This is a genomic window from Falsihalocynthiibacter sp. BN13B15, from assembly GCF_041205415.1.
Classification (GTDB): Bacteria; Pseudomonadota; Alphaproteobacteria; order Rhodobacterales; family Rhodobacteraceae; genus Falsihalocynthiibacter; species Falsihalocynthiibacter arcticus.
The window spans coordinates 264,308-289,564 of the sequence record NZ_JBGFCE010000005.1; the positions used below are offsets into that span (position 1 = coordinate 264,308).

The 25,257-nt window shown below is 55.1% G+C and carries 26 protein-coding genes; 12 read left to right on the forward strand and 14 right to left on the reverse strand.

Annotated features, from left to right (window positions below; genetic code table 11):
• Positions 1–40 precede the first annotated feature (40 nt).
• Positions 41–943: a LysR family transcriptional regulator gene (locus tag AB9F26_RS11110; RefSeq protein ID WP_369768031.1), complete on the reverse strand. Its 903-nt coding sequence runs from the start codon at positions 941–943 to the stop codon at positions 41–43.
• An 89-nt stretch (positions 944–1,032) separates the two neighbouring features.
• Between AB9F26_RS11110 and AB9F26_RS11115 the strand changes: the two genes are divergently transcribed.
• Positions 1,033–1,929: an epimerase gene (locus AB9F26_RS11115; protein WP_369754863.1), complete on the forward strand. Its 897-nt coding sequence runs from the start codon at positions 1,033–1,035 to the stop codon at positions 1,927–1,929.
• Here the strand turns inward: AB9F26_RS11115 and AB9F26_RS11120 are convergent.
• From AB9F26_RS11120 to leuC, 4 genes are all read right to left on the reverse strand, one after another.
• On the reverse strand, positions 1,916–2,968 hold the full coding sequence (locus tag AB9F26_RS11120; RefSeq protein ID WP_369768032.1) for an endonuclease/exonuclease/phosphatase family protein: 1,053 nt from the start codon (positions 2,966–2,968) through the stop codon (positions 1,916–1,918). The two genes, AB9F26_RS11115 and AB9F26_RS11120, sit on opposite strands and share 14 nt — an antisense overlap.
• A gap of 26 nt (positions 2,969–2,994) precedes the next feature.
• Positions 2,995–3,828: a hypothetical protein gene (locus tag AB9F26_RS11125; protein ID WP_335583845.1), complete on the reverse strand. Its 834-nt coding sequence runs from the start codon at positions 3,826–3,828 to the stop codon at positions 2,995–2,997.
• Between the two features lie 268 nt (positions 3,829–4,096).
• On the reverse strand, positions 4,097–4,702 hold the full coding sequence (gene leuD / locus AB9F26_RS11130; RefSeq protein WP_335583846.1) for a 3-isopropylmalate dehydratase small subunit: 606 nt from the start codon (positions 4,700–4,702) through the stop codon (positions 4,097–4,099).
• A 14-nt stretch (positions 4,703–4,716) separates the two neighbouring features.
• Positions 4,717–6,120, reverse strand: coding sequence for a 3-isopropylmalate dehydratase large subunit (gene leuC, locus AB9F26_RS11135; protein ID WP_369754865.1), 1,404 nt, complete (start codon positions 6,118–6,120; stop codon positions 4,717–4,719).
• Positions 6,121–6,510: 390 nt separating this feature from the next.
• On the opposite strand from leuC, the gene rsfS reads away from it, so the two are divergent.
• The 6 genes from rsfS (at position 6,511) to AB9F26_RS11165 (ending at position 12,080) form a co-directional block, all read left to right on the forward strand.
• Entirely contained in the window at positions 6,511–6,963 is a 453-nt protein-coding gene (gene rsfS, locus AB9F26_RS11140; RefSeq protein WP_369768033.1) for a ribosome silencing factor, read from the forward strand.
• Positions 6,964–6,972: 9 nt separating this feature from the next.
• A complete protein-coding gene (gene rlmH / locus AB9F26_RS11145; RefSeq protein ID WP_369768034.1) occupies positions 6,973–7,443 on the forward strand; it encodes a 23S rRNA (pseudouridine(1915)-N(3))-methyltransferase RlmH in 471 nt (156 codons plus the stop codon).
• A 59-nt stretch (positions 7,444–7,502) separates the two neighbouring features.
• Positions 7,503–9,035: a 2,3-bisphosphoglycerate-independent phosphoglycerate mutase gene (gene gpmI / locus AB9F26_RS11150; protein WP_369768035.1), complete on the forward strand. Its 1,533-nt coding sequence runs from the start codon at positions 7,503–7,505 to the stop codon at positions 9,033–9,035.
• A gap of 38 nt (positions 9,036–9,073) precedes the next feature.
• Positions 9,074–10,165, forward strand: a complete 1,092-nt coding sequence (locus tag AB9F26_RS11155; protein WP_082802414.1) for a murein hydrolase activator EnvC — start codon at positions 9,074–9,076, stop codon at positions 10,163–10,165.
• A 6-nt stretch (positions 10,166–10,171) separates the two neighbouring features.
• On the forward strand, positions 10,172–11,509 hold the full coding sequence (locus AB9F26_RS11160; RefSeq protein ID WP_335583850.1) for a S41 family peptidase: 1,338 nt from the start codon (positions 10,172–10,174) through the stop codon (positions 11,507–11,509).
• 79 nt (positions 11,510–11,588) lie between these two features.
• Positions 11,589–12,080, forward strand: a complete 492-nt coding sequence (locus AB9F26_RS11165; RefSeq protein WP_369768036.1) for an RNA pyrophosphohydrolase — start codon at positions 11,589–11,591, stop codon at positions 12,078–12,080.
• 258 nt (positions 12,081–12,338) lie between these two features.
• Here AB9F26_RS11165 and ric read toward each other — a convergent pair whose 3' ends face one another.
• From ric to AB9F26_RS11180, 3 genes are read right to left on the reverse strand one after another with little or no spacing between them, the layout of a single operon-like run.
• On the reverse strand, positions 12,339–13,001 hold the full coding sequence (gene ric / locus AB9F26_RS11170) for an iron-sulfur cluster repair di-iron protein (RefSeq protein ID WP_335583852.1): 663 nt from the start codon (positions 12,999–13,001) through the stop codon (positions 12,339–12,341).
• Positions 12,998–13,582 (reverse strand): UbiX family flavin prenyltransferase, encoded by a 585-nt coding sequence (locus AB9F26_RS11175; RefSeq protein ID WP_369768037.1) that lies wholly within the window; start codon positions 13,580–13,582, stop codon positions 12,998–13,000. The genes ric and AB9F26_RS11175 overlap by 4 nt, the downstream gene beginning before the upstream one ends.
• Entirely contained in the window at positions 13,579–15,075 is a 1,497-nt protein-coding gene (locus AB9F26_RS11180) for a UbiD family decarboxylase (RefSeq protein WP_369768093.1), read from the reverse strand. The genes AB9F26_RS11175 and AB9F26_RS11180 overlap by 4 nt, the downstream gene beginning before the upstream one ends.
• A gap of 228 nt (positions 15,076–15,303) precedes the next feature.
• Between AB9F26_RS11180 and AB9F26_RS11185 the strand changes: the two genes are divergently transcribed.
• Positions 15,304–15,834, forward strand: coding sequence for a flavodoxin domain-containing protein (locus AB9F26_RS11185; RefSeq protein ID WP_369754872.1), 531 nt, complete (start codon positions 15,304–15,306; stop codon positions 15,832–15,834).
• Between the two features lie 148 nt (positions 15,835–15,982).
• Positions 15,983–17,230, forward strand: coding sequence for an MFS transporter (locus AB9F26_RS11190; protein ID WP_369768038.1), 1,248 nt, complete (start codon positions 15,983–15,985; stop codon positions 17,228–17,230).
• A 14-nt stretch (positions 17,231–17,244) separates the two neighbouring features.
• On the opposite strand, the gene AB9F26_RS11195 is transcribed toward AB9F26_RS11190, so the two are convergent.
• Positions 17,245–18,354 carry an MFS transporter gene (locus AB9F26_RS11195; protein WP_369768039.1) on the reverse strand — a complete coding sequence of 370 codons (1,110 nt, stop codon included), beginning with the start codon at positions 18,352–18,354 and terminating at the stop codon, positions 17,245–17,247.
• 257 nt (positions 18,355–18,611) lie between these two features.
• On the opposite strand from AB9F26_RS11195, the gene AB9F26_RS11200 reads away from it, so the two are divergent.
• Positions 18,612–19,022 carry a hypothetical protein gene (locus AB9F26_RS11200; RefSeq protein WP_369768040.1) on the forward strand — a complete coding sequence of 137 codons (411 nt, stop codon included), beginning with the start codon at positions 18,612–18,614 and terminating at the stop codon, positions 19,020–19,022.
• Positions 19,019–19,627, forward strand: a complete 609-nt coding sequence (locus AB9F26_RS11205; protein WP_369768041.1) for a TetR/AcrR family transcriptional regulator — start codon at positions 19,019–19,021, stop codon at positions 19,625–19,627. Before AB9F26_RS11200 ends, AB9F26_RS11205 begins: the two co-directional genes overlap by 4 nt.
• 23 nt (positions 19,628–19,650) lie before the next feature.
• On the opposite strand, the gene AB9F26_RS11210 is transcribed toward AB9F26_RS11205, so the two are convergent.
• A complete protein-coding gene (locus tag AB9F26_RS11210) occupies positions 19,651–19,941 on the reverse strand; it encodes a hypothetical protein (protein ID WP_369768042.1) in 291 nt (96 codons plus the stop codon).
• Here AB9F26_RS11210 and AB9F26_RS11215 point away from each other — a divergent pair.
• Positions 19,933–20,403 (forward strand): DedA family protein, encoded by a 471-nt coding sequence (locus AB9F26_RS11215; protein ID WP_369768043.1) that lies wholly within the window; start codon positions 19,933–19,935, stop codon positions 20,401–20,403. The two genes, AB9F26_RS11210 and AB9F26_RS11215, sit on opposite strands and share 9 nt — an antisense overlap.
• 30 nt (positions 20,404–20,433) lie before the next feature.
• On the opposite strand, the gene AB9F26_RS11220 is transcribed toward AB9F26_RS11215, so the two are convergent.
• From AB9F26_RS11220 to AB9F26_RS11235, 4 genes are all read right to left on the reverse strand, one after another.
• Positions 20,434–21,480: an AI-2E family transporter gene (locus AB9F26_RS11220; protein WP_335583861.1), complete on the reverse strand. Its 1,047-nt coding sequence runs from the start codon at positions 21,478–21,480 to the stop codon at positions 20,434–20,436.
• Positions 21,481–21,590: 110 nt separating this feature from the next.
• Positions 21,591–22,439 (reverse strand): hypothetical protein, encoded by an 849-nt coding sequence (locus AB9F26_RS11225; protein ID WP_369768044.1) that lies wholly within the window; start codon positions 22,437–22,439, stop codon positions 21,591–21,593.
• Entirely contained in the window at positions 22,436–24,064 is a 1,629-nt protein-coding gene (locus AB9F26_RS11230) for an acyl-CoA synthetase (protein WP_369768045.1), read from the reverse strand. The genes AB9F26_RS11225 and AB9F26_RS11230 overlap by 4 nt, the downstream gene beginning before the upstream one ends.
• Positions 24,061–25,233 carry a thiolase domain-containing protein gene (locus AB9F26_RS11235; protein WP_039003779.1) on the reverse strand — a complete coding sequence of 391 codons (1,173 nt, stop codon included), beginning with the start codon at positions 25,231–25,233 and terminating at the stop codon, positions 24,061–24,063. The genes AB9F26_RS11230 and AB9F26_RS11235 overlap by 4 nt, the downstream gene beginning before the upstream one ends.
• Between the last annotated feature and the right edge of the window lie 24 nt (positions 25,234–25,257).

Sequence of the window (25,257 nt, forward strand, 5' to 3'; positions counted from 1 at the left end):
TGCTAAGTTGCCTTGGCAATATCGCGCGCGCTCCGAAAATTCAAGCACCCGCGACGCGACTTAGCTCCTCGGCCAAATAATCATAGACCCGACGAATGCGCGGCGTGTTGCGCAAGGCCTCAGGGGCGGTCAACCAAATGGGCAGCGCGTCAGTGACGGTGTCTGGCAAAATCTCGACAACTTCCGACGTCTTGTTCGCAATAGTTTTAAGCGCGATGCCAATCCCACAACCCGCGCGGACCAACTCCCAATAGGCCGTTTGGTTGTCACATCGCGTCGCAAAAAAACGGCGGTCCACATGCCACCCCAAAGCGCGCATCCCTTTTATAATAAGTTCACTGCGATCATACCCGACCCAATCGTGATGATTAAGATCAAGGTGTGTGATCGGCATTCCCTTGCGCTCAATATAGGATTTCGCCGCATATATTCCCAAATCCATATCGCCAATATGGCGCGTTATCGTGTCCAACTGCTCGGGGCGGAACATGCGCACGGCGATATCCGCTTCGTGGAAAAGCAGGTTGTCCGTCGTGTCGCTTGCGTTCAATTCCACTTCGATGTCCGGCTCAAATGCGCGCAAACGTGCCAAAATTGGAGGAAGAATATGATGGGAGAACATCACCGACGCTGTGACACGAACAACCCCCGAGAGGCTTTGCGCCTGCCCGGCGGCCGCCAGCGAAAGCCGCGCGGCGGCGGCCTGCATATCCCGTGCGGCGGGCAATAATGCGTGGCCATATTCGGTAAGTTCATACCCCCGCGCCACGCGCGAAAAAAGCTGCACCTCCAAGGCGTTTTCGATCTGTGTGATATGTCGCCCAAGGGTTGGCTGGCTGTGCCCCAACCGTTTGGCAGCGCCCGTCAGTGACCCCGCCTCAGCTACAGCGATAAACCTTTGAATGAGGGACCAGTCCAAGGACGCGAGAGAATTAACATTCATTTTTGAATACCACACATTCAAATTTTGCGAATACAACCCACAATAACGAATAGGTAAGCTCGTTTCAACACTTCAGAAAGGATTTACAAATGACCCAGACAGTTCTCATTCTCGGCGCGAGCGGAAAAATAGGTCTCCACGCGGCCAAGGCCTTTGCAAAGGCGGGATGGACCGTGCGCAAATTCAACCGCTCCACCGATGACCTCATGCAATCGGCGATGGGGGCCGATGTGATCGTCAACGGCTTCAATCCCGCCGGATACAAGGGATGGGCGACGCTTGTTCCCAAATATACCGCCGAAATTATCGCGGCGGCAAAAGCCAGCGGCGCCACCGTTATCATTCCAGGAAACGTTTATAATTTCGGCGCAACCGCCGGAATGTGGGGGCCAACCACACCGCAAGCTGCAACCACGCGCAAAGGCCGCCTTCGGATCGAAATGGAAGAGAGTTATCGTCAAGCCGCCAAAGACGGCCTGCGCACAATCATTCTGCGCGGCGGCGATTTCCTCGACCCCAATCGCGACGGAACATTGATGAGCCTCGTGATCCTTGGCAAAATCGACAAGGGCGTTGTCACAACGATGGGGCCAACAGACGTCGAACATGCCTATTGCTATCTTCCCGACTGGGCGCGGGTGGCGGTTGCTTTGGCGGAGACGCGAGCCACTCTGAATGCCTTTGAAGACATCCCTCTCCCCGGTGAAAGTTTCACGATTCAGGAACTTTGTGAGGAGATCACGGCGGCGACGGGACAGAAAATCAAGATTACGAATTTTCCGTGGTGGCTGATGCGGCTCGCGAGCCCTGTATGGACCTTAGCTTATGAGTTGCTTGAAATGCGGTATTTGAGCGAGATTCCACACCGCCTTTCGGGTGCACGCTTAGCGGAAATCCTGCCGGACTTTCACCCGACACCCCGCCAAGAGATCATGCTTTGCGAACTACCGTCTAACCTCAAGCGCGCCCAACTTATGGCAGCGTGATGTCCACCCAAACCAGTCGGTGGCGGGTAATCCCCTCGCCCTCGGCCAAAAGGGCCGCTTCTGGGGTGCCTTCTTGGGGCCAGAAAACGCCGCTTCCGACAACGGTGATGTCCGAGGATGGCAAGACGTAATCAACCCGCAGGTTTCCGGGGCTGGAACCGTCGCCTGGCCAATCCGCCGTATCCAAAGCGGGATCGCCGAGGTGGCTTGGGTCAGAGGCCGCTTTCCCGCCAAGGCTTGAGGGGTGTGGGTCAAACACGCGGGGATGGTCCAAAAGAGTTTGCATTACGCCTTTGATGCCATCGCCATCTACGGGGTCAAGATTTGAGTTCCCAAGGATTACGAACGGGCCGCTGGGCGCGGGTCGGGCAAGAGCACCGTCAAGGTACGCGCCCCAAAATCGCGTTTCATCGGCGCTACGTTTGCCGTTCATATCTTCTGGGCCGTCGAAAACTGGCGGCGTGGCCGAATAGGCAAACAGATGAAGTAACCCATCTGGCGTGGTTATTGGAAGGTCCCAATGCCCCGTCGTCGAAAGGCGCTGGCTGTCTTGTGCAGTCTGACTTGGAAACGGAGCGCCGTCGATCTGTGGCAAATCCGCCTGTGGGAAATCCTTCCAGAGTAAATCCGAGAAGTCGCGAAACCCTGCATCCTGGATCGGATAGCGCGAAAGGACTGCCATGCCATTGGCCCCCGCATAGCGCCCATACCCCTGCGCGTCGCGCGCGCTTCCCAAACGGCCATCGCCATTCAGGTCCAAACCCGAGGCCATGCCAGAATTGGGAAGGGCGGCGAAAACATGGGGATAGTCGGCACCCCCGCCTGCCAACGCATCGGCAAACGCACGGACAGTCACATTTGAGAGGTCGTAATCTATGCCCGTTAGCAGAAGGATATCGGGGTTCACATGGGCAATCACACCCAGAGCGGCATTCGCGTCATCGGAGGACTCACGCAGAATATCGCGCAACAGAATTCCCGGCCCTTTGCGGAAAAAATCAACGTCGTATGTCGCCACTCGCAAGGGTGTTTGCCCCATTGCTGGCCCCGCCATCAGCAGGGCAATTAGGCAGCGACCAAGCCATCCTGTTGGGTAAAGGAGGATTGGCGTTTTGCTTGAATCAACGATGCAATCCGCGCCATGGCGATGCCGCGCATAAACAGAGACGCAGGTAAGAAAGCCCATGCGGAAATCGTCCAGACCAAAGTTTGTGGCGAATCCAGCGAGAACGCTTGAAAGACAGTCGAAGTCGTCTGCATCGCCGCGGGAATAATAAACGGTAGAAGAAAGCCTAGCACAGAATTAAACCGCGCGTCCCGCGTAAGGCGATCGACAACATCGCGACCCGCTGTGGGATCAAAGGTCGGCAAATTGACCCAAACATTAAAGTTTTGACCGCGAGCGGGCCAGCGCCCCATCCGCAGACCAATCATAAAGACAGCAAGGGACACGAGAGAGATCAAATAACAAAGACCGGCTGCTGTGCGCACAAACTCTATGTCGCTCGAACTTGCGTCCGCTGGCAGCGCCAAAACAAACAAGCGCACAGGGCTGTAGGGGAAATCCATAGCTTGGCCGACAACAGTTCCGACGGCATGCGTGAAACGTTGCAAAGTTGCGGCATCCGCGCCGTCATCAACAATCAACGACAGCAAAACAACCATCAGCAACAAGCTGATATAGCGAATCCGATTAAACGGGGGCGCGTCGCGAAATTCCATCAGGCTTGGGTAGTCGGAAGCATATTCAATTGTGGTGAGCAGGCCTGCAAAAATCGCGAGAAGCGCCACAACTTGGCTCGTATCTGAATGATTGCCGGGCACGATTATGGAGGGCGCTGCAATTAAGAGAGCCACCAAAATACCGCGCACGATCGCGCCAATTAGCTGTGATAACACTGCCCAATTACCCTTTGGTTGGCCGAAAACGATCCGTAGCCGATCTCTTATTCCAACGATTTTCCGCACATTGTGGCGGTCTGCCTCATTCTTGCCCAATTTTTGCCTTCTTTCGCCACGTTCTGCAACACTCTGTTAACTATGACTAAATGTTTAAGGCAATTTCATGGTGAAACTGGTGCGAGATTGCATCATTAACCACGAAGGGGGTCGCAGATATACTGCGACCCCCTAGATGTGGTGGAACCGGCAATTTTACCGCCTAGCGTTATACCCAAGGGCGAGAGATCGCCGCGGCAGATTCGAAAGAATCAATCGCCGCTTCTTTGGCCAAAGTTAGGCTGATGTCATCCAGACCTTCGAGCAAACATTGCTTTTTGAAGGCGTCAACATCGAAGGGAACAACCGTTCCATCTGACATCGTGATCTCTTGCGCTTCAAGGTCTACAGTCATGCGTGCGTTCGCGCCATTACCGGCATCCTGCATCAACATGTCGACTTGCTCCTTGGGGAGGATGATCGGCAAAATTCCGTTTTTGAAGCAATTGCTGAAGAAAATATCCGCAAGGCTTGTGGAAATAACACACCGAATTCCGAAGTCTTTGATCGCCCAAGGTGCGTGCTCCCGCGACGAGCCACACCCAAAGTTGTCGCCCGCAATAAGGATTTCCGCGTCCCGATATGCGGGATTGTTCAGCACAAAATCCGCCTTTTCAGAGCCGTCGTTATTATAGCGCATTTCGGCGAACAAATTGACGCCAAGCCCCGTGCGATTGATCGTTTTCAGGAATACTTTTGGGATGATCATATCAGTGTCGATATTGATCAACGGCATTGGCGCCGCGATTCCGGTCAGTTTTTCGAACTTTTCCATTTAGGGTATTCCTCTTAAATAAGGTCGCGGATGTCGGTCAATTTACCAGTCAAAGCAGCGGCTGCTGCCATAGCTGGAGACACGAGATGGGTACGCCCACCACGGCCCTGACGACCTTCGAAATTGCGGTTGGATGTTGCTGCACAGCGTTCACCATCCGAAAGCTGATCTGGATTCATTGCCAAACACATGGAACACCCAGCCAAACGCCATTCAAAACCGGCGTCCGTGAAGATAGCAGCAAGGCCCTCTTCTTCGGCTTGCGCCCGCACGAGGCCGGAACCCGGAACGATCATCGCCCGCATACCTTCTTTAATTTTCTTGCCCTTCACGACGCCCGCAACTGCGCGCAAATCTTCGATCCGGCCATTGGTACAGGAGCCAATGAACACTGTGTCGATTTCAATGTCGGTCAATTTCATACCAGGCGTGAGGCCCATGTATTCCAGTGAGCGCGCAACGGCGTCAACTTTGCCACCGGTAAAATCCGACGGGAACGGCACGGTGGCCGTAATCGGCAACACGTCTTCGGGCGAAGTGCCCCATGTTACAACAGGCTGAATGTCTTCGGCCTTAAGGGTGATGACTTTGTCAAAATGCGCGTCATCGTCAGAAAAGAGCGTTTTCCACCACGCCAGAGCCGCGTCAAATTCCGCGCCTTTGGGTGCATGTGGACGGCCTTTGACATAGTCAAACGTTGTTTGGTCGGGCGCAATCATACCTGCGCGCGCGCCGCCTTCGATGGCCATATTACAGACAGTCATACGGCCTTCCATAGAAAGGGCGCGGATGGCTTCGCCACAATATTCGATCACATAACCAGTACCGCCAGCGGTGCCCGTTACGCCGATCACGGCCATAGTGATGTCTTTGGCTGTCACACCGGGATTCAATTTCCCTGTGATTTCGACCTTCATGTTTTTGGATTTTTGCTGGATCAGCGTTTGGGTCGCCAAAACATGCTCAACTTCCGATGTCCCGATGCCATGCGCCAACGCGCCAAACGCGCCGTGGGTTGCTGTGTGGCTGTCGCCGCAAACTACAGTCATGCCCGGAAGGGTCCAACCCTGCTCTGGGCCAACGATGTGCACAATTCCTTGGCGCACGTCGGAAACTGGATAGTAGTGAATGCCAAAATCCTTGGCGTTCTTATCGAGAGCGTCAACTTGAATGCGGCTCTCTTCGTTTTCGATACCTTTGGCGCGATCCAGCGTGGTTGGTACGTTGTGATCAGGCACAGCGATGGTTTTATCCGGCGCGCGCACTTTGCGATTCGTTAGGCGCAAACCTTCAAAGGCCTGCGGGCTTGTCACTTCGTGGACAAGGTGGCGGTCAATATAAAGTAGGGTTGTGCCGTCTTCGTCAACTTGGGCGACATGGGCATCCCAGATTTTGTCATAAAGTGTTTTGGCGGACATGGTCCACTCCCGTTCGTTAGGTAAATTTGTGGCATTTTGGCTGCAAAGCGGACGCACCTGTGGCGCGCCAAACCTAGAGGTAGGCGTTGATCGAGAGCTGTTGTCCATAGAACCGCCAAGGCAGAAAACTATGGTCATCGATGTCAAATATACGCTTCATAACGTTGCCATACTCTCTTTGAATGAGTCTCGCAATACTTCCCCGCGCGAAAACCCAAGACGACAAGGGTTATAAATGCGGCCCCTAGCACCAAATTTCGCGCTTTCCCGCCCCGATTAAGCTTTGTGGTGTTGCTAATCCCGCGCCAAAGTCCTATGACCCCGCGTCTTATCATTGAGATTTAACATATGCGGTGTTATCTTTAGACAATACATGCATCGGAGGGTCCGGTGCGCATTACGGAGGACAGGAATCTGTCTCACTCTTCTGACACTGCCAACGGCGACAAACCCGTTAAGGCAAAGAAAAAAACAGCATCCGAAAGTGCCGCGAGCGAAGCTTTGCTCGCGATCATTTTGTCGTCTTTAGAAGATGACAAAGCTGAAGACGTTGTAACAATCGATCTTGCGGGCAAGTCGGAAATGGCCGACCAAATGATCGTGTGCTCGGGTCGCTCCTCGCGCCAAGTCTCGGCAATTTCCGAGAAGCTCGCGGATCGCATCAAGCAAGAGACCGGCTACATTTCGAAGCTTGAAGGCAAAGGCCCCGGCGATTGGGTTCTGGTCGATGCGGGCGACGTGATTGTGCATGTATTCCGCCCTGAAGTGCGCGAATTCTATCAGCTTGAAAAAATGTGGCAGGCTGGCGTTCCAGGCTCAAGCGATCCAACCTCTTTGACATAGGTTTCAAGGATGCGCGTTCATATCTGTGCTGTTGGCCGCATGCGGGCGGGGCCAGAACGCGCCCTTTTGGACGATTATCTCACCCGATTTGACCGCACGGGACGCGCCCTGAACCTTGGGCCCGTCATCGTGCATGAAGTCGAGGACAAAAAGGGGCTTGGCTCCGAAGCAGAAGCCGTCCTTCTGGAACGCGCCCTGCCGCAAAACGCCCTGATCGCGATTATGGACGAACGGGGCAAGGTTATGCCAAGCCCCGATTTTGCCAACCACCTTGCACAATGGCGCGATGACGGACAAAGCGACGTGGCCTTTATTATTGGTGGCGCGGACGGCATTGCGAGATCCCTGCGCGCCAAGGCCAATTTTCGCCTATCCTTTGGCGCTATGGTCTGGCCGCATATGTTGGCGCGCGTTATGCTCTCTGAACAACTGTATCGCGCCGCGACAATCCTTTCGGGCAGCCCTTACCACCGCACATGACCTTGCTCTTCGCAGGGCTGCGGATTAAACCTAACGCAAATCCATAAAGCGAGAGAACCATGTCCGCGAAAACGATAGCAAAAAAACCGATTGTTCTTTGTATTCTTGATGGTTGGGGACACCGCGACGAAACCGCGAACAACGCGCCAGCGATGGCCGCGACGCCGATTTTCGACCGCATCATGAGTGAAAGCCCGCATGCGACCCTGACCACATACGGACCCGATGTGGGCCTCCCCACGGGGCAGATGGGCAATTCGGAAGTTGGGCACACAAATATCGGGGCCGGACGCGTGGTGCCGATGGACCTTGGACAAATTGACCTTGCGGTTGAGAATGGAAGTTTCGCCCAAAACAAAGCCCTGCGCGGATTTATCGACACCCTAAAAAACAATGGCGGCACCGCGCATTTGATCGGTGTCATTTCGGACGGCGGCGTGCACGGGCATCTCAACCACGTCGTCGCGGCAGCCAAAGCAGTCAGCGACGCAGGCGTGCCATGCGTCATCCATGCAATCACCGACGGGCGCGATGTTGCACCTAAATCGGCAGATCACTTTATGGCCGAATTTGTGGCCGCCCTGCCCCAATCCGTCCAGATCGGCACGGTTTCTGGACGCTATTACGCCTTGGATCGGGACAACCGCTGGGAACGCGTCTCCAAAGCCTATGGCGCAATAATAAATACCACGGGAGAAGCCGCGAACACAGCCATCGAGGCTGTCTCCGCAGCTTGGGCGCGCGGCGAAACCGACGAATTCATCTTGCCGACCGTCATCGCACCCTATGTGGGCGTTCGGGATGGCGACGGGGTTTATTGCCTCAACTTCCGCGCAGACCGCGCCCGCGAAATTCTTGCGGCCATTGGACAACCCGCCTTTGATGGATTTGAAACCGGACCTCGACCCACGCTTTCGAGCTACCTTGGGATGGTCGGTTATTCCGATGACCACACCACCTATATGGACGTCTGTTTTCCCAAGGCAAACCTTGTGAACACCCTTGGCTCTTGGGTCGCCCAAAAGGGTTTGCGCCAATTCCGCCTTGCCGAAACCGAAAAATACCCACATGTGACGTTCTTTTTGAACGGCGGCAAAGAAGAGCCGGAAATCGGTGAAGACCGCTTTATGCCGCAGTCGCCCAAAGTCGCGACCTATGATTTGCAACCTGAGATGTCTTCCGTCGAGGTCACAGACAAATTCGTCGAGGCCATCAATGCGGGCTATGACCTCATCGTCACCAATTACGCGAACCCCGATATGGTCGGCCACACGGGCGATTTGGCGGCAGCGATCAAGGCGTGTGAAGCGGTGGATCGCGGTCTGGGGCGCGTACTTGAGGCATTGGAGGCCGTTGGAGGCGCGATGATTGTTACGGCGGACCACGGCAATTGTGAAACGATGGTAGACCCCGTAACCGGAGGGCCACACACCGCCCATACAACCAATCCCGTTCCCGTCGCCCTGTTTGGTGGACCCGCGGGCGCTAAACTTCGGACGGGTCGCCTTTCCGATCTTGCGCCAACGATCCTCGATCTGATGGGGCTTGATCTCCCGCCAGAAATGACGGGCGAGACGCTGATCATTCGATGAAAACCCTGCGCATCATAGGCTGCCTTTTGACGTTGGGCATGGCTACGCCTTCGATGGCGGAGGTTGATCCTTCGCATGCGGCACGCCGCGCGGCCCAACAAATCAGCACGGCAACCTTGGCGTTAGACGACGCCAAAAGCGCGAGTGATCGCGTTGCCGCCCTGACCGAAGCGGTGCAAGCCTTTGAAGCGGGCCTTGAAGCCATGCGCGAGGGCCTGCGACGTGCCACTATTCGCGAACAGGCCATTGCGCTTGAATTTGAAGCCCGCCGCGAAGAAGTCGCCCAGTTGATTGGGGTTCTGCAATCAATGGAATCGTCGCCGACGCCTCTCTTACTGCTCCACCCCTCCGGCCCCCTTGGAACCGCGCGCTCTGGGATGATCCTGTCGGACGTCACACCAAGCCTTCAGGCGAACGCCGAAGAATTACGCGCCCGCCTTCAGGAAGTTGCCCTGCTGCGTTCGCTTCAGGAAAGTGCCGTGCAATCGCTTCAGGAAGGGCTTTTTGGCGCCCAAGACGCGCGCACCGAATTATCGCTGGCGATTTCGGACCGCACAGATCTACCGCGCCGCTTTGTTGAAGACCCTGAGCGCCTGCAAAGCCTGCTCGAAGGCAGCGAAACACTTGAAGCCTTCGCCACGGGACTGGTGCAAGGCGTCGACGCCGCGCCTTTGGTCATCATGGATTTCGAAGCCATGCAGGGAAACCTCAACCTCCCCGTCTTGGGGCGCGTCTTGAGAAAGTATGACGAAGCCGACGCCTCGGGCATCCGTCGCCCCGGTTTTTTGATCGCGGCGAACCCTCTTTCCGTCGTTACATCTCCGGCTCCGGCGACCATTCGCTATCGCGGTCCGCTGCTTGACTACGGAAATGTGATCATTCTGGAGCCACAAGCGGGTTATCTTTTGGTCATAGCTGGATTAAGTGAGGTATATGGCGAAGTCGGCCAAGTGGTTCTGACAGGGGATCCGTTGGGTCTCATGGGCGGTAACGCGCCTCAAGCGCAAGAGTTTTTGCAGAAAACGCGCAATGGGAGTGGCGCTTCTCGTTCGGAAACGCTTTATATGGAGTTACGACAGGGCAAATCCACGCTGGATCCCGCCCCGTGGTTTGCAGTGACAAAGGAATAGGACAATATGAAGAAATTCTTTATGGCAGCAGCCGGTGGCTCGCTTTTGGCCGTTTTGGTGACAACACAGCTTGCTGCCCCTCTTTTGGCACAGGAAACTGAAACGAAATCTTCGGTCTATGAGCAGCTCGACTTATTCGGCGCAGCTTTTGAGCGCATCCGCGCACAATATGTCGAAGAAGTTGACGAATCCGAACTTATTGAAGCCGCGATCTCCGGGATGCTCACATCCCTCGACCCGCATTCAAGCTACCTACCCCCGACCGATTTCGACGACATGCGCGAACAAACGCGCGGCGAATTTGGCGGCCTTGGCATCGAAGTGACCCAAGAGGAGGGCTTCGTTAAAGTTGTCTCTCCGATTGACGACACACCAGCCTTTGAAGCGGGCGTCGAAGCAGGCGATTTTATTACGCACGTTGATGGCGAAAGCATACTCGGCCTAACACTCGACGAAGCCGTTGAAGCGATGCGCGGTGAAGTTGGCAGTGAAATCATCATCACCGTCGTGCGCGAGGGCGAAACAGAACCCTTCGATATTTCCATAATTCGCGACATCATCAAGCTTACAGCCGTGCGGTCGCGCACCGAAGGCGACACCGTCGTTTTACGGATCACAACCTTCAATGACCAAACATACCCCAATCTTGCTGAAGGGATCAAAGAACAGGTCGAAGAGGCTGGCGGTATTGAAAACGTAAATGGATTTATCGTCGATTTGCGCAACAATCCAGGTGGCCTCCTCACGCAAGCGATCCGCGTCTCCGACGCCTTCCTAGAGGCCGGAGAAATCGTTTCAACTCGTGGCCGCGCTGCCGCAGATGGCGAGCGCTTCAATGCGACCGCTGGCGATTTGGCTGAGGGCAAACCAATCGTTGTCTTAATCAACGGTGGCTCCGCATCGGCATCCGAGATCGTCGCGGGTGCCCTGCAAGATCACCGTCGCGCCGTTGTTGTCGGCACCAAAAGCTTCGGCAAGGGATCTGTTCAGACGATCATGCCCCTCAAAGGCGACGGTGCCATGCGCCTAACAACGGCACGGTATTACACACCGTCTGGCCGCTCAATCCAAGCTCTCGGCGTGTCGCCAAACATCGTTGTTGAACAGCCCCGCCGCGATCCGGAAGCCGTCGAAGAAGAGGAAGAGGATACACCTAAGCGCCGCACAGAAGAAGACCTGCGCGGTAGCCTCTCCAATGACTCGATGACAGACGATGAGCGTCACCTCCTGCAAGAGGAGCAACAAGCTGAAGAAGACGCAGCCAAGTTGCGCGACGAAGATTATCAGCTTTCCTACGCCATCGATATCCTGCGCGGACTTACCGCCTTAAGTGGCGAAAAGTAAGTTTGAGAACACAAATTTCGGGGCAGTGGTTTCAAAGCCGCTGCCCCGTTTCTTTTCTAAATGCAAAGTGTTGCCTCCCATGACCATCGATGCTCAAGACAATCGCCCCTACCGCCCCTGTGTTGGCGTCATGCTGGTCAATAAAGACGGTCACATTTTTGCAGGTCAACGCAACGACCGCCCCGAATCTGGGCCGCCTGCTTGGCAAATGCCTCAAGGAGGCGTTGATAAGGGCGAAGCGCCGGAAGTCGCTGTCCTAAGAGAGCTTTGGGAAGAAACCGGCGTGACCAAAAACCTCGTAACCATTGAGGCTCAAACCAGTGAATGGCTCCCCTATGATTTGCCGCTGGAACTGTCCCAACGCCTCTGGAAAGGCAAATATCGCGGCCAAGAACAGCTTTGGTTCCTAATGCGGTTCAACGGAACGGATGCCGATATTAACATCCAAACCGAACACCCCGAATTTAGCGAATGGCGCTGGATGGCACCCGATGAGTTGCTCCAATCGATCGTCCCCTTCAAACGGGATATCTATGATCTTGTTATGGCCGAACTTCGCCCCAAAATTTAGGTTTCCCTTCGGTCGAGACTGTGTAGCAACGCATTTTATTGCGCCCAGTCTCCAACTCCAATCGCGGCTCGGCCGAATGTGATTGAGATATTCAGAACCATAAGTTTTCGGTATAACCGCCGGATGACAACCAGCCTCCCAGTGGCGACTGCATCGTGGAAATCAATATCGACCAAATCAAACGCATCAACAAATAGCGCCCACGCCACGAACCGGACTATCTTCGCCCACAAAGCCTCGGCCCATAGCGCGGGCAGGTTATGCCGCTTGGCCGTCAAACCGTGGAAACAGCACAGTTTCCTCCAGATGGATATGCGCCACAAGATCGTCGCCCAATTTGCGCACTCCAGTGTAAAGCGCCGTCCACGAGCCACAAGCGCCTTCGGGTAGGTTTAGACCATGGCTGGCATGCTCAATCCCTCGCAAAAGATTGGTGGAATTCTCGTGGTCTTGACGCATAATCGCGAGTGGGGCAGCCAGCGCGGAGGCATTCCCTTCGCGCATCAAAGGGAACAAAACCTGTTCCTCCTTCTGCATATGGGGGTCCAGTTCGTCATACAAAGCGATCAATGCGGCCGTCAGCCCAAGTGGGGCCTCTTCGTGGTCGCCATGCACGGTTTCCACACGTTGCGCCAAGGGGATTAGGCTCTCCAATTCGCGGCGATGGGTTTCATGGTAGCGTTCCAACAGATGATCGATCAGCGCCGATGTTTCGCTTGGTGCATCGCGGTTCGCGGCCTCTTGCAACGCCATAAGTTGCGCCAACAGGGTGTCAGGTTTCAATCCTTGGGCGTCCGCAGCCTCGGCCAACGGCATCTTGCCGCCGCAACAGAAACTGATGCCTGCTTGGCGGAACAATTCGGCGGCACCGGGCATCTCGGCGGCAATATCGCGCACTTGCGTATCTAGGGATATTTTCATTTTGGGTCGTCTCCGATTGAGGGAGCCCAGGCTTTGGCTTGGGCAGGGGCAAGTCGCAAAAAATCAACCGCGCGCGCGGCGATTTGGGTGGTGATGTCTTGGGTGGTTTGGGGGCGCAGGTAAAACGCGGGCACGGGCGGCATAATGATACCGCCCATTTGGGTGACCGCGGTCATATTGCGCAAGTGGGCCAGCGTCAGCGGTGCTTGACGCGCCAGCAAAATCAAGGGGCGGCGTTCTTTGAGTTGCATACTGGCGGCGCGGGTCAGCAGGTTATCATCCAGCCCCTGCGCAATCGCGGCAAGACTGCGCATCGAACAAGGCGCGACGATCATGCCCGCAACGGGATAAGAGCCAGAAGCAATGGTTGCCCCCAGATCGGCGACCGGATGTAGGCGGTCTACCAAAGCCACCAGTTCGGCTTGTGCGTTAGGCCCGATTTCGAGCTCTAAAGTGCGTTCCGCCATCCGCGAGAGCACCAAATCAACCTTAATACCGGCGCAGTGCAGAACCTTCGCAGCTTCCAGCGCCAAAGCCGCGCCTGACGCTCCAGAGACGCCCAAAACCACCCGTCTGGTCATCGCGCACCCCCAAGATACCGCGCAATCAATTCGGTGGCGCGCGCCTCGTGTTCCGGATCAATCGCCATCACGCGGCCCCATTCACGCATGGTCTCCGCGCCGATTTTATTTGTGGCATCAATGCCAAGCTTGCCAGCCAACCCGTCACGGGGGCTGGAGAAATCCAGATAGTCCATTGGCGTATTTTCGAGCACAGTCACATCACGAGAGGGGTCCATGCGGGTGGCCATGGCCCAAGCAACGTCGTCCCAATTGCGCGGGTCAATGTCTTCATCCACCACGATAATTGTCTTGGTATAAGAGAACTGCGCCAGCATTCCCCAGAGCGCCATCATGACGCGCTTAGCTTGACCAGGATAGCGTTTGGAAATCTGCACCACAGCCATCCGATAGGAGCACGCCGCAGGCGGTAACCAAAGGTCGCGGATCTCGGGAATTTGTGCGCGGATCACGGGCAGGGCGAGGGTATTGAACACTTCGCCAATTACCGACGGCTCATCAGGAGGGCGCCCCGTAACCGTACTCAGATAGAGTGGATTGCGGCGATGGGTGATCGCGCTGATCCGCAACACAGGGAAGTTTTCGACCGAGTTGTAATAACCGGTGTGATCGCCAAACGGCCCCTCTGGGGCGAAATCATTGGGGTGAACCCAGCCTTCGATCATAATTTCCGCATGGGCGGGCACCAAAAGCGGTACGCTGCGGGCGGGAACAAGTTGCGTGCGCGCGCCGCGCAATACGCCCGAAAACATCAATTCCGAGATATTTTCGGGTAGGGGAAGCGCCGCAGAAAGCAGCGTTGCAGGGTCCGCTCCGAGGGCAATTGCAACCGGCATCGGCGCACCAGCTTGCGCCCAGCTGCGGGCATGGGCCGCCCCGCCGCGATGTGCCAGCCAGCGCAGGATTAAGCGATCTGCTCCCATAACTTGAGCGCGGTAACCCCCCAAGTTATACTGTGCCAAACTGTCCAGCGTCGTGCCATAGGGCCGCGTGATGACAACTGGCCATGTGATCAACGGCCCCGCATCCTCGGGCCACGGCGTTTGGACGGGGATCATATTCATATCAATCGGCGCGTCAATTTCTTGCACAGGTGCTGTGCGCAGAAGTTTCGGGCGTGTCGTCAGGGCCGCCTTGAGCATCGGCCAGCGGGACAGCGCATCGCGCATGCCATCCACTAGAGGCGGGCTGCGCAAGGCCGCGAGAAAGTCGCCAAAGGCAGGAACCTCATCAAGCGCAAGTCCTAGTCCGGCGGCGACACGTTCTGAGGTGCCGAAAAGATTGCCGATCACAGGCATGGCAGACGCAGTATTCTCCGCTCCGATGGCAGCATCAAAGCGCAAAACCGGACCCTTGGCGCGCAACGCTGCCATTTGCACGGCGGTCATTTCATGTTGCAGGTTGATCTTGTCAGGGAGACAAAGAAAATCGCCCTTTTCCTTGGTCCAAGCAAGGAAGGCACGTAGATCAATAAAGGTGGGTAAACTGCGGATATCGGACCCCAAGACTGCTTGAGATGTCCCTATCAACCCTGCTCTTTCTTTAATTTGACGTTGGTCAACTCTGGTCGAAATATTTAGCCCGTGCGGATGGCAGCGATAGGTAAGGTCATAATTAATCACCCACATTTGATTTCGGACAAGGCCAGCCGAGCGTGACACTGATACCGGTTGAGGGGCGCTGATGTTTGAGCGCCGCGACTAGAGATAAGGAGAAACCGAATGTCGGTACTTATTCTGTTTGCATCTCTCGAAGGGCAGACTCGCAAGATTGCTCGGTTTGTTGAAGCCGAAGTGCGCAATGCGGGGTATGAGGCCACGTTGGTGGATGCATCTGACAAGATGGCGGAAGTAACGTTTGCGGGGTTTGATACTGTCATTTTGGCCGCGCCTGTCCATGAGCGTCGGCATCCCCCGAATTTTGAACTGCTGTTGACCGCAAGCCAAGACTCCTTGGCGACCCGTCGCACATTTATGATCTCCGTCAGCCTTGGCGCTGCATTTCCCGAGTTAATCGAGGAGGCGCAGGAATATTTGGTTGAAATGAAATTGCGAACTGGTCTTGAGCCAAATGCAGAGTTGCTCGTTGCCGGAGCGGTGCACCCCAGCAGCTATGGCTATTATGAAACCCAAATACTGCGGCACGCGATCTTGCGTCATCAGGCAATTGATCCACGCAAGGAAGACCGTGAGTTTACCGATTGGGACGCGCTGTCGAAGGCCATAACGGAGTTTGTTTCTACTGGTACGTGAGCCGTTGCTTGCGCGGGTTCGAGGGGTATTCGTATTGGTCAGATGACTTGGTGAAATTCTACTAATTCGCACTCCGCGTCATAATAATTCATCGCAGCACACAATCCCTCTTGGATTGCTCAAACAAAAGCGGCAAGTTCAACCCGACATGCGATTACTCATCTCTTTTGCCGCCCTTTTTCTCTCGGTTATTTTGCTACAACTTTCGTCCGGCGGCGTGGGGCCTCTTGATGTGTTGTCTGGGCTCACCCTTGGCTTTTCCAAGCAGGAAATCGGAATGCTGGGCTCGGCCCATTTTCTGGGGTTTTTCATAGGCTGCTGGTGGGCACCGCGCCTGATGGGCAACGTGGGTCACTCGCGCGCGTTTGCCGCTTTCACGGCCAGCGGTTCCATCGGATTGATGGCACATATGATGGTGCTGGATCCCTACGCGTGGGCCTTGATGCGCGTGGCCTCGGGGCTTTGTGTGGCGGGATGCTATACCGTGATCGAAGCGTGGTTGCAGGCGCGAGTCACCAATGAAACACGCGGCCGCACGATGGGGGTATACCGCGTCGTGGACATGACGGGATCGCTGGCCGCGCAAATGATTATCGGAATCCTGTCCCCCGCGTCATACATATCCTACAACCTGCTTGCTATCCTCTGTTGTGCGGCGCTTTTGCCCCTGATGCTGACGCGCACGGCAGAACCTGAAACCCCCAGCCGCGCCCGTTTACGTCCACGTCTGGCGATTGATTGCTCGCCTTTGGCGGCGGCGGCGGTTGTGGTCGCGGCGCTTTCAAGCGCGTCCTTTCGTATGGTCGGCCCGATTTATGGTCAGGAAGTCGGCTTGAGCGCAGGCCAGATCGCTTGGTTTTTGTCGGCCTTCGTGCTCGGCGGGGCACTGGCACAACTCCCCGTGGGGTGGTTGGCGGATAAATACGACCGCCGCTGGGTGTTGGTTTGGCTATCCTTCGCCGCGATGCTCAGTTGCGGCATTACGATTATGGCCTCGGGTTTGGGGACGACGGGGATCATGCTGTCCGCGGGGCTTTTTGGCCTCACGACCTTTCCGATTTATTCCGTCGCGGCGGCCCACGCGCATGATTTTGCCACCTCCGAGGAGCGCGTCGAACTCTCGGCCGCACTGATGTTTTTCTTCGCGCTTGGGGCTATCTTTGCGCCCTACCTCGCCTCGGTGCTTATTGACGATTTCGGCCCCAAAGCCCTGTTCCTGATGATATCGGTCGGGCACGGCGTTCTGATTGTCTTTGGCCTCGCACGCATGCAAGTGCGTCCCACCAAGGGCGCGCGCACGCCTTATATCTATACGCCGCGCACCTCTTTCACGGTTGGACGGTTGTTTCGCCGCCAACGCGACGGCAGCCTAGAAAACCGCGATCCGGGTGAGTAAACATCCCAATCCAATCAACGCATGCGTAAAAGATGTTTCGCCAAGATAAAGCTCAGTGCAAGCGTGGGGAGGAGCAAGGCGAAGGCGACATTAAGCGAGGTTGCCTCTGCGACGAAACCAATCATGGGCGGTCCAACAAGGAAACCGCTTAACGCGCCAAAGGTCATCACCGATACGTTTCTCGCCTCTCCCTCATCCCCAAGAGCTGCGCTGGCGCTTATGCCCAGAGGAAAGATCGTGGACACGCCTAGCCCGACAAAAGCGAAGCCCAAAAATGACGCGTCCGGTCCCAAGTTGAGCGTCAAAATGACAAGTCCCAAAATGGCGGAACCAATGCACATGCGCGCCAGCAGCATCGCTCCATATCGGTTATTTACTGCGTCGCCAATAAACCTCCCTGCCGTCACGAAACCGGCGAAAATGGTCACCGCCCAGCCCTCTTTGCCAGCAATGATCTCAGCAACATCGCGCATATAGACGGTCGACCAGTCAATCATTGCGCCTTCGACAATTGTTGCCCCAAAAACAATGGCAACAATCGGTAGAAGCGCTTTTGGAAGCGGTGGTTTGGCCTGCGCGATTTCTGTGGTCTCTTGTTTCGGCGCAATCCGTGGCAAAATATAGGCAACGACCATCAATAATGGCAAAAGCAGCAAGCCCCCCCATTGCAAGCTTTCGGCCACCGTGAAGCCAAGCCCTGCCATCTGAACACCAATAAAACTGCCCGCCATAACGCCGAGGCTCCAAAAACCATGCGCTCGGTTCATGATGGATGTCCCAAGCGTTTTCTCCACCCGCGCGGCAAAGACATTCAAGGCGACCTCAGTAAACGCAATGAGCGCCCCGAGCACGAAAAGCGCCATGAACAACGATCCCACACCCGTCGCGAAACCTGGGAGAACACCTGCGATCAGCATGAGGGGAAATAACCACAAAAGGGTGTGTCTTGGGCCGATTCGATCAACGACGTGGCTGGCAAAATAGAGAGAGGGCAGAAGCCCGATGGGCATGCCCAACAAACCAAGCGCCAAATCCGAGTTGCTTAGACCCAAGCCTATCTTTATTTCGGCGACATTTGATAGCCAAATGCCAAACTGGATTGGCTGAACAAAAAATACAGCCATGCATAACCAGACCATCTGTCTAGGGGTTACTTTTAGCAATGGACATCTCCTTGGGCGGTCGCCGAAATTCAATCAGTAGAAAGAGCAGAAATCTGCCCGCGAGCGTTACCACATGCGTTTCTGAAACAGTAGGGTTTCTCAACATAAGATTGAGGTGGAAACCGTTCTGTCCTGATTTTAGGGAAAGTTGGTGTCGAGGTTGAAACGCGAGGTGCTTGTTATTAGTTATAATACTATAACCAATAGTAGGGTATCCAATGAATAGCCATCTAACAGTTCCCACTTCACCTTTTCGCGGGCAAAAGTTCATAGCTATAGTCGCCATGTTATTTGGCGCGTTAACCCTGTTTTCCGCAGGCAATGTCTTGTTTGGTTCCATGGCCTCACAGGCGTGGGCGGGCAATTATGTCGGGTTTGTCGTTTGGTTCAATTTCCTAGCAGGGGCGGCCTATATTCTGGCCGCGATCGGCCTGTGGCAGGGCACACTTTGGGCGGCGCGTCTGTCAGGCTTAATTGCAATCGCAACAGCAGGGGTTGCCTTGGGATTTGCGTTTGTGGTCTTGCTCGGCACCCCGTTTGAGATGCGCACAATCGGCGCGCTGGTCTTGAGATTTACCTTTTGGGCTGTGATCGCCGTCATCGCGACGCGGGCCGTGAAACGGGGATGAGTACACGCAAATCCTCCGAAGATCGCAAGATGCAAATTCTGACGACGACCTTGGATCTTGCGTTCGAAGTTGGTCCGGATCATGTGACAACCGGTATGATCGCCAAGCGGCTTGGCCTGACACAGCCTGCGGTTTATAAGCACTACCCCAAGAAGGAAGACATCTGGTGGGCTGCCACCCAAACGCTATGTGCGCAAATCCGCGAAAATACCCTTGAGGGACAGCAGTCAGAGCGGTCCCCTGTAGACAATCTGCGACATCTAATTTTGGGGCATCTGCAACTGGTGACCCAAACTCCGGCGTTGCCGGAAATCATGGTGACCCGCGACCCAACTGGCATTTTAACCCAAGCACGGCGCGCCATCCAATCAGAGGTTGTCGCGTTTCGTGCCGCCTTGATCCGCTCCTTTGAAGTGGCTCAAACTCAAGGGCATTTGGGCGGTACATTGCGCGCAGAGGACGGTGTGATGCTACTATTCGGGATCATCCAAAGCCTTGTGTTGCGCCTCATCTTAACCCGAGACGCCACCCACCTTGTGCAAGACGGTGCGCGTCTGCTTGATCTGCAACTAAGCCTCTTCGCGGACAAGGGGATTACAACATGAAACCGTTTTTATACTGGCCTTTGTTACCCACCCAAGCGCCGCGATAGGTGCGGAACATGATGTTTGTGCCGATCCAGAGTTAAGGGGCCCGCCCAACAAAAATCCGAAAACGGATTGGATTGTGACGGATACTCTGGACATTCAACAAGGGCCGACCCAACATGTGGCGAACGGAAAAGCCGTGCGTATTTGAGACATGGAGAGTCACTATTAGTGTAGAAAGTTGGATATCCAATTACGGTCTTTTTGCCGTCTTTTTGGGCAGTATTGTCGAGGGTGAAACCGTCGCCATTACAGGGGGCATCATGGCGCATCACCATCTCCTATTACCTTGGCAGGTGGCGTCGGTGGCCATCTGCGGTGCCTACTTGTCGAATCTATCGGTGTTTTTTCTGGGGCGGCGCTATCGCGGGCAGTCGCGCGTTCAGTCGATCCTAGCGAACAAACGACTCTCGGGGATGTTGCAGAAACTCAATAAGAAGCCCGCCCGCTATGCGTCCATTTTTCAGTTCATACCGGGCATGCGGATTGTCGGCCCCATCGCGTTGGCCCAATCGGAAATCAGAACCGTGCAGTTTGCCTTGCGCGCTGGCATTTCTGCGTTGATTTGGGGGGTGGTATACACTGTCCTCGGTAGCGCCGTTGGCCAACTTCTGGGGCGTGTTTTTGGGCATGTGTTGCATACCAAATATGTGCTGATTGCGGCGGGTCTTGTCCTGTCCGTTATTTTTCTACGGGCGATTTGGAATCATTTTCGCAGCGCAAGCGACCACTAAACTCGCAACGGAATGCGTTAAGACCAGCGTCTATTCTTCGACACGGTCCGCCAGTAGCACTGCAATAAAGCGGGTAGACGCAAAGCTGGCAAAAATAATTGCGATCACCGAAGTCAGCGGGACCGCTAAAATTGCGCCAGGAATCCCCCAAAGCCCTGTCCAAACCGATAAGGCAATCAACACAATTACCGGACTCAGATTGACTTGCCGCCCAATAAAGCGCGGCTCAATGACATTGCCCATGATAAATTGGGTCGCGGTCAGGAAAAACGTCAGGGACAACGTATGGGAAAGGGAGGCAAACTGTGCAAACGACAGGATAACGGGAAAAAGAACGCCGATATAGGAGCCAACATAGGGGATATAGTTTAGCAATCCGATCATCACCGCCCAAAATAGGGCGAAATCTGTGCCATGCGCCCAGAGGATAAGAAAGGAGATCACCCCTAGCACGACATTGATCAGTGTTTTCACCGCCAAATAGTCGCTGATTTTAGTATTAATTTCGCGAATGACGCGTTTGGCCATTTGGGCCTGATTAGGGGTGGAGAAGACGGCCGCGAGTTTCTTTTCAAAGTTGGAACGTTCGCTCATTAAAAATGCGGCATAAATCACAATCAAGAAGACAGTGAGCCCAACATTAGTAAATCCCCCCAATAGGCTCAAAAAGACGACGCGCAGATCAAAGGCATCGATCGTAACGGTGCGAATTCCCAGCCAAAGCTCCTGATGATCCAACTCAAATCGCGCCGCAATGCTCTCAAGGAATGCGTCCATGTTGGCTTCATAGATAGGGGCAACGGCGGCGATTTCGCGGATTGTGGCGGCAGCAACGATGGCAAGCGTAATGACGGCAGCGGCAAAAACCGACAGCACGCAAAATCGTAGGAAAGGTAGCGGCAAATGGCGCAGCAAAAGCTGGCGGTGCAGCGCATTGGAGGTCGAGATCATCACGTAAACCGCAAAGAGTCCCGTCACGACGGGCAATAAAATTGGCCGCCCTATGAACAGAAGCCAGCCAATGGAAAGGGTGAGAAACATCGCAAGAGCCAGATTTAGGAGGGGCGCGTCTTTCATGAAAAGGTATGTCTCCTGACAGTCGTCACATAATTTTCAACGTTATGACGTTCACGGCCCAAAAGGTATCCTTTATGCGAAAAATTAGAAAATGCCCCCCCAGCGCAGAATTAAGCGCGGCGCAAAACGATTTCAGCGGTGATTGAAATTGGTGCATCGCCGCTTTTCACTGTACCGCTGAAGATATCTTTCTGAATGTCCACGGCGGAGAGGTTGACGCTGGCCTTGCCGTTAACCAACTTACCCGAGCTTATAATGAACTCGGTTATGGCACTGTGCATGGACGGTGCGTCTTGGAACCGCGCGCCGTTGGCACTGCCGAGGCCCATGATTTCACCGTCCGAAATCCCGAAGGCACGGGCGGTTTCTTCAATGGCACCGCAAAGGTCTGTGTTGGGGCGCAGGGTCAGAATGACGGCATCTGGGGTTTGCACGGACGTGCCCGTCGCACATGCGCGGAACAATTCGAAACAGGTTTCGCCGTCTTGTAGCCGCTCAAACCGTCCGCCTTTGAAGCCGATAGCCTTGAGTGTCACAGGGCGCGAAACGGTGCAAATTGGGGCCAGCATATGCCCTAAAGTTGTTCCGTCAACCGAGGTCCAAACGCCGTGGCAATGGGTAAACGATCCGTCGCCGTAATGCCCAACCGACATTCCGCCCATATCCACGCGAGTCTCGCCCTTTGGCTCATAGGTTTCGCTGTACCAAGCGACGCGCGTACCGTCGGGGGATTTGTCCGGCATAACAAAGGCGTAGGGATCGGAAAACAAACCGCTCACATCGACCCAAGCTCCGTCACATCCCGCCGCCGCAACCGCCGAGCAAATGGCGGCTTCGACTTGCTGCCCCGCCTCTAGTTGAATTTCCAGATCATAGGCCTGTACGCCAACAGCTTCGATCCGTTTGGGATTCACAGGACCAGGGTGGACCATGGGTGGATTTAGCGCAGTAGTTTTCATGCGCAGGTCACCTCACCCATCAAACCGCGCTGTATCAATGTTTCAAGAATAATTTTCTTGGTGATTTTGCCATAGGCAGATTTGGGCATTTCCTCGATGAGGATAAAACGCTTGGGCATTTTATAGCTCGAAATTTTTGGTTTGAGCCATGCGTGCAATTCTTCTGCTGTGGCTTCGGAGCCTTTGCGCAAAACGCAAACGGCGATGCCAACTTCGCCCCAGACCGGATCAGGTACGCCTAGGACTGCAACTTCGCTAACGGCGTCATGAGTGAGGATTTTTTCCTCGATCTCGCGGGGGTAAATATTGGACCCGCCTGAGATATACATGTCGGATTCCCGACCTGTGATGAAAAGATAGCCGCCAGCATCGACATAGCCCAAATCCCCCGTGCGGAACCATCCATCACGGAAGGCTTTGGCGTTGGCTTCGGGGTTGTTGTAATAGCCAGCAAAAACCGCAGGTCCGATCACGCAAATCTCGCCTTGTTGCCCAACAGGCATTTCACTGCCGTCGCTGGCTTGGATGGAGATTTCTATGCCCGTGCGGGGGTAGCCACAACTCCCGATCCGCATCTCTGCATCGTCTTCGAAATGTTCCGACGGAGGGAGGACCGTAATGTTTCCAGTGACTTCGCCAAGTCCGAAATATTGCACCAGCACTTTTCCCAGAATCGACAAAGCATATTTTTGATCGGAGCGGTACATCGGTGCGCCCGCGTAAATCATCTGTTTTAGCGAGGAAATATCATATTGGGTCACACTGTCGTGTTCGACCAGCATCTTAACGATTGTGGGCACGGTAAACATATTGCTGATCTTGTGATCCTGCACGATTTTCCACGCGATTTCGGGATCAAAACGACCGGCGGGAAACAACACGGTTGCCGCCCCTGCGGCGACTTGGGTCATCTGGTGAATACCTGCGCCGTGACTAAGGGGCGCAAGGCATAGGGACCTCGCCTCATGTGTGGTCCCTGGCATGAGGTCATTCAGGTGATTGAGCAGAACAAACGCCATCTGTCCATGCGTCAGCACCGAGGCCTTGGGCGGCCCCGTTGTGCCCGAAGTAAAGAAAAACCAACAAGGATCATCGCGGTCGACGGCCGTATTTGCAACCGTTTGGCCCATATAGGAATCTACCAGCGTATCAAAATCACTGTCGCCCTTGGGGCCACCGATCACCAGCATGAACCCACGCTCAGGCGCGTCACAGGCGGCGGCGTGCTCAGGGAATTCCACGCCGCAAATCATGCCAGTCGCGCCCGAGGATTGTGCCAGCCACGACACTTCTTCGGGGGTTTGGCGGAAATTCGCAGGCACCCAGACCGCACCCAATCGAAAACAAGCGAGCATGGATTCAAACATCTGGTTACAGTTTTGGGACTGGATTAGGATGCGATCGCCCTTGCTCACGCCAAATCGGTCGCGCAATCCAAACGCCAGCGCATTCACGCGAGCCTCCATCTGCTCCCACGTCCATTGCTCCTCGCCCCAAACCAGCGCCACCTTGTCGCCCAAACGCCGCGCGTTGCGGGTAAGGTGGTTGGCAAGGTTTGAAACACGGGTGGTTGAGGGGGCAATCCCACCCTTTGGATCGCTGTTAACTGACACCCAAGAGCTCATCTTACGCGCTCCAAAACCGACATATAGTTGGCAACCGCCGCGCCGCCCATATTGAACACGCCCGCCAGTTGCGGGGATTTGGCCTGAATGCCTTCAGGCGCTTCGCCCGCCAGTTGCATCGCCGCCATGATGTGCATGGATACGCCCGTCGCCCCGATGGGATGCCCCTTGGATTTCAATCCGCCCGACAGGTTTACCGGAAGGCGGCCATCCTTGCGGGTGATGCCTTCACGGATCACATTTGCGCCTTTGCCCGTTTCGGCAAGGCCCATGGCCTCATATTCCAGCAACTCGGCGATGGTGAAACAATCGTGAGTTTCGACCAAATCCAAATCATAAAGGTTGAGATCCGCAGCCTCCAAAGAGGCAGCCCAAGCCCGACGTGCCCCATCAAAATTGGTGATCTCACGGCGCGATAGGGCCAGTATGTCGTTGGTATGGGTGCGCGCGCGGAAGGCAATGGCGCGTTTGAGGTCGGCGGCCACATCCGCAGAGGCGACAATCATCGCGGCAGCGCCATCCGACACAAGCGAGCAATCGGTGCGGCGCAGCGGGGGGGCCACATAGGGGTTGCGATCAGAAACGTCGTTACATTGCGCAAAGGTTAACGCTTTTTGCATATGAGCGTAGGGGTTATGCGCGCCATTCTGGTGGTTTTTGGAGGCAATCATTGCCAGCGCATCGGAACAATCGCCGTATTTCTGAAAATACTGTTGGGCAATCCGGCCAAACAGTCCCGCAAATCCACCCGCAACATCCGCCTCTTCGCTGCGATAACTCGCCCCTAAAAGGATATCGCCCACCTCAACTGTGGGCAGGGCCGTCATCTTTTCGGCTCCAACCACCAGTGCAATTTTGCCGCGACCAGATTCGATAAAATCAAGCGCAGAGTAAAGCGCCGCAGACCCAGTGGCACAGGCATTTTCCATCCGCACAGCTGGCGTCATGCCCAGTTCTGGCATGGCCATCCCAACCAATGCGCCTTGAAAATCCTGCTTGGAAAAGCCGTTGTTCATGACGCCTACAAAAATGCCGTCAATGTCCGCTGCGCCAACACCTGCATGTTCAAGCGCGGGGGCGATGACTTCTGCCATCAGGGTTTCAGTATCTGGCGCGGTGGATTTCCCAAAATGGCTATGTGCCCAACCAACGATCTGTGCTTTGTTCACGTATCTTATCCTCCGTTTTATACT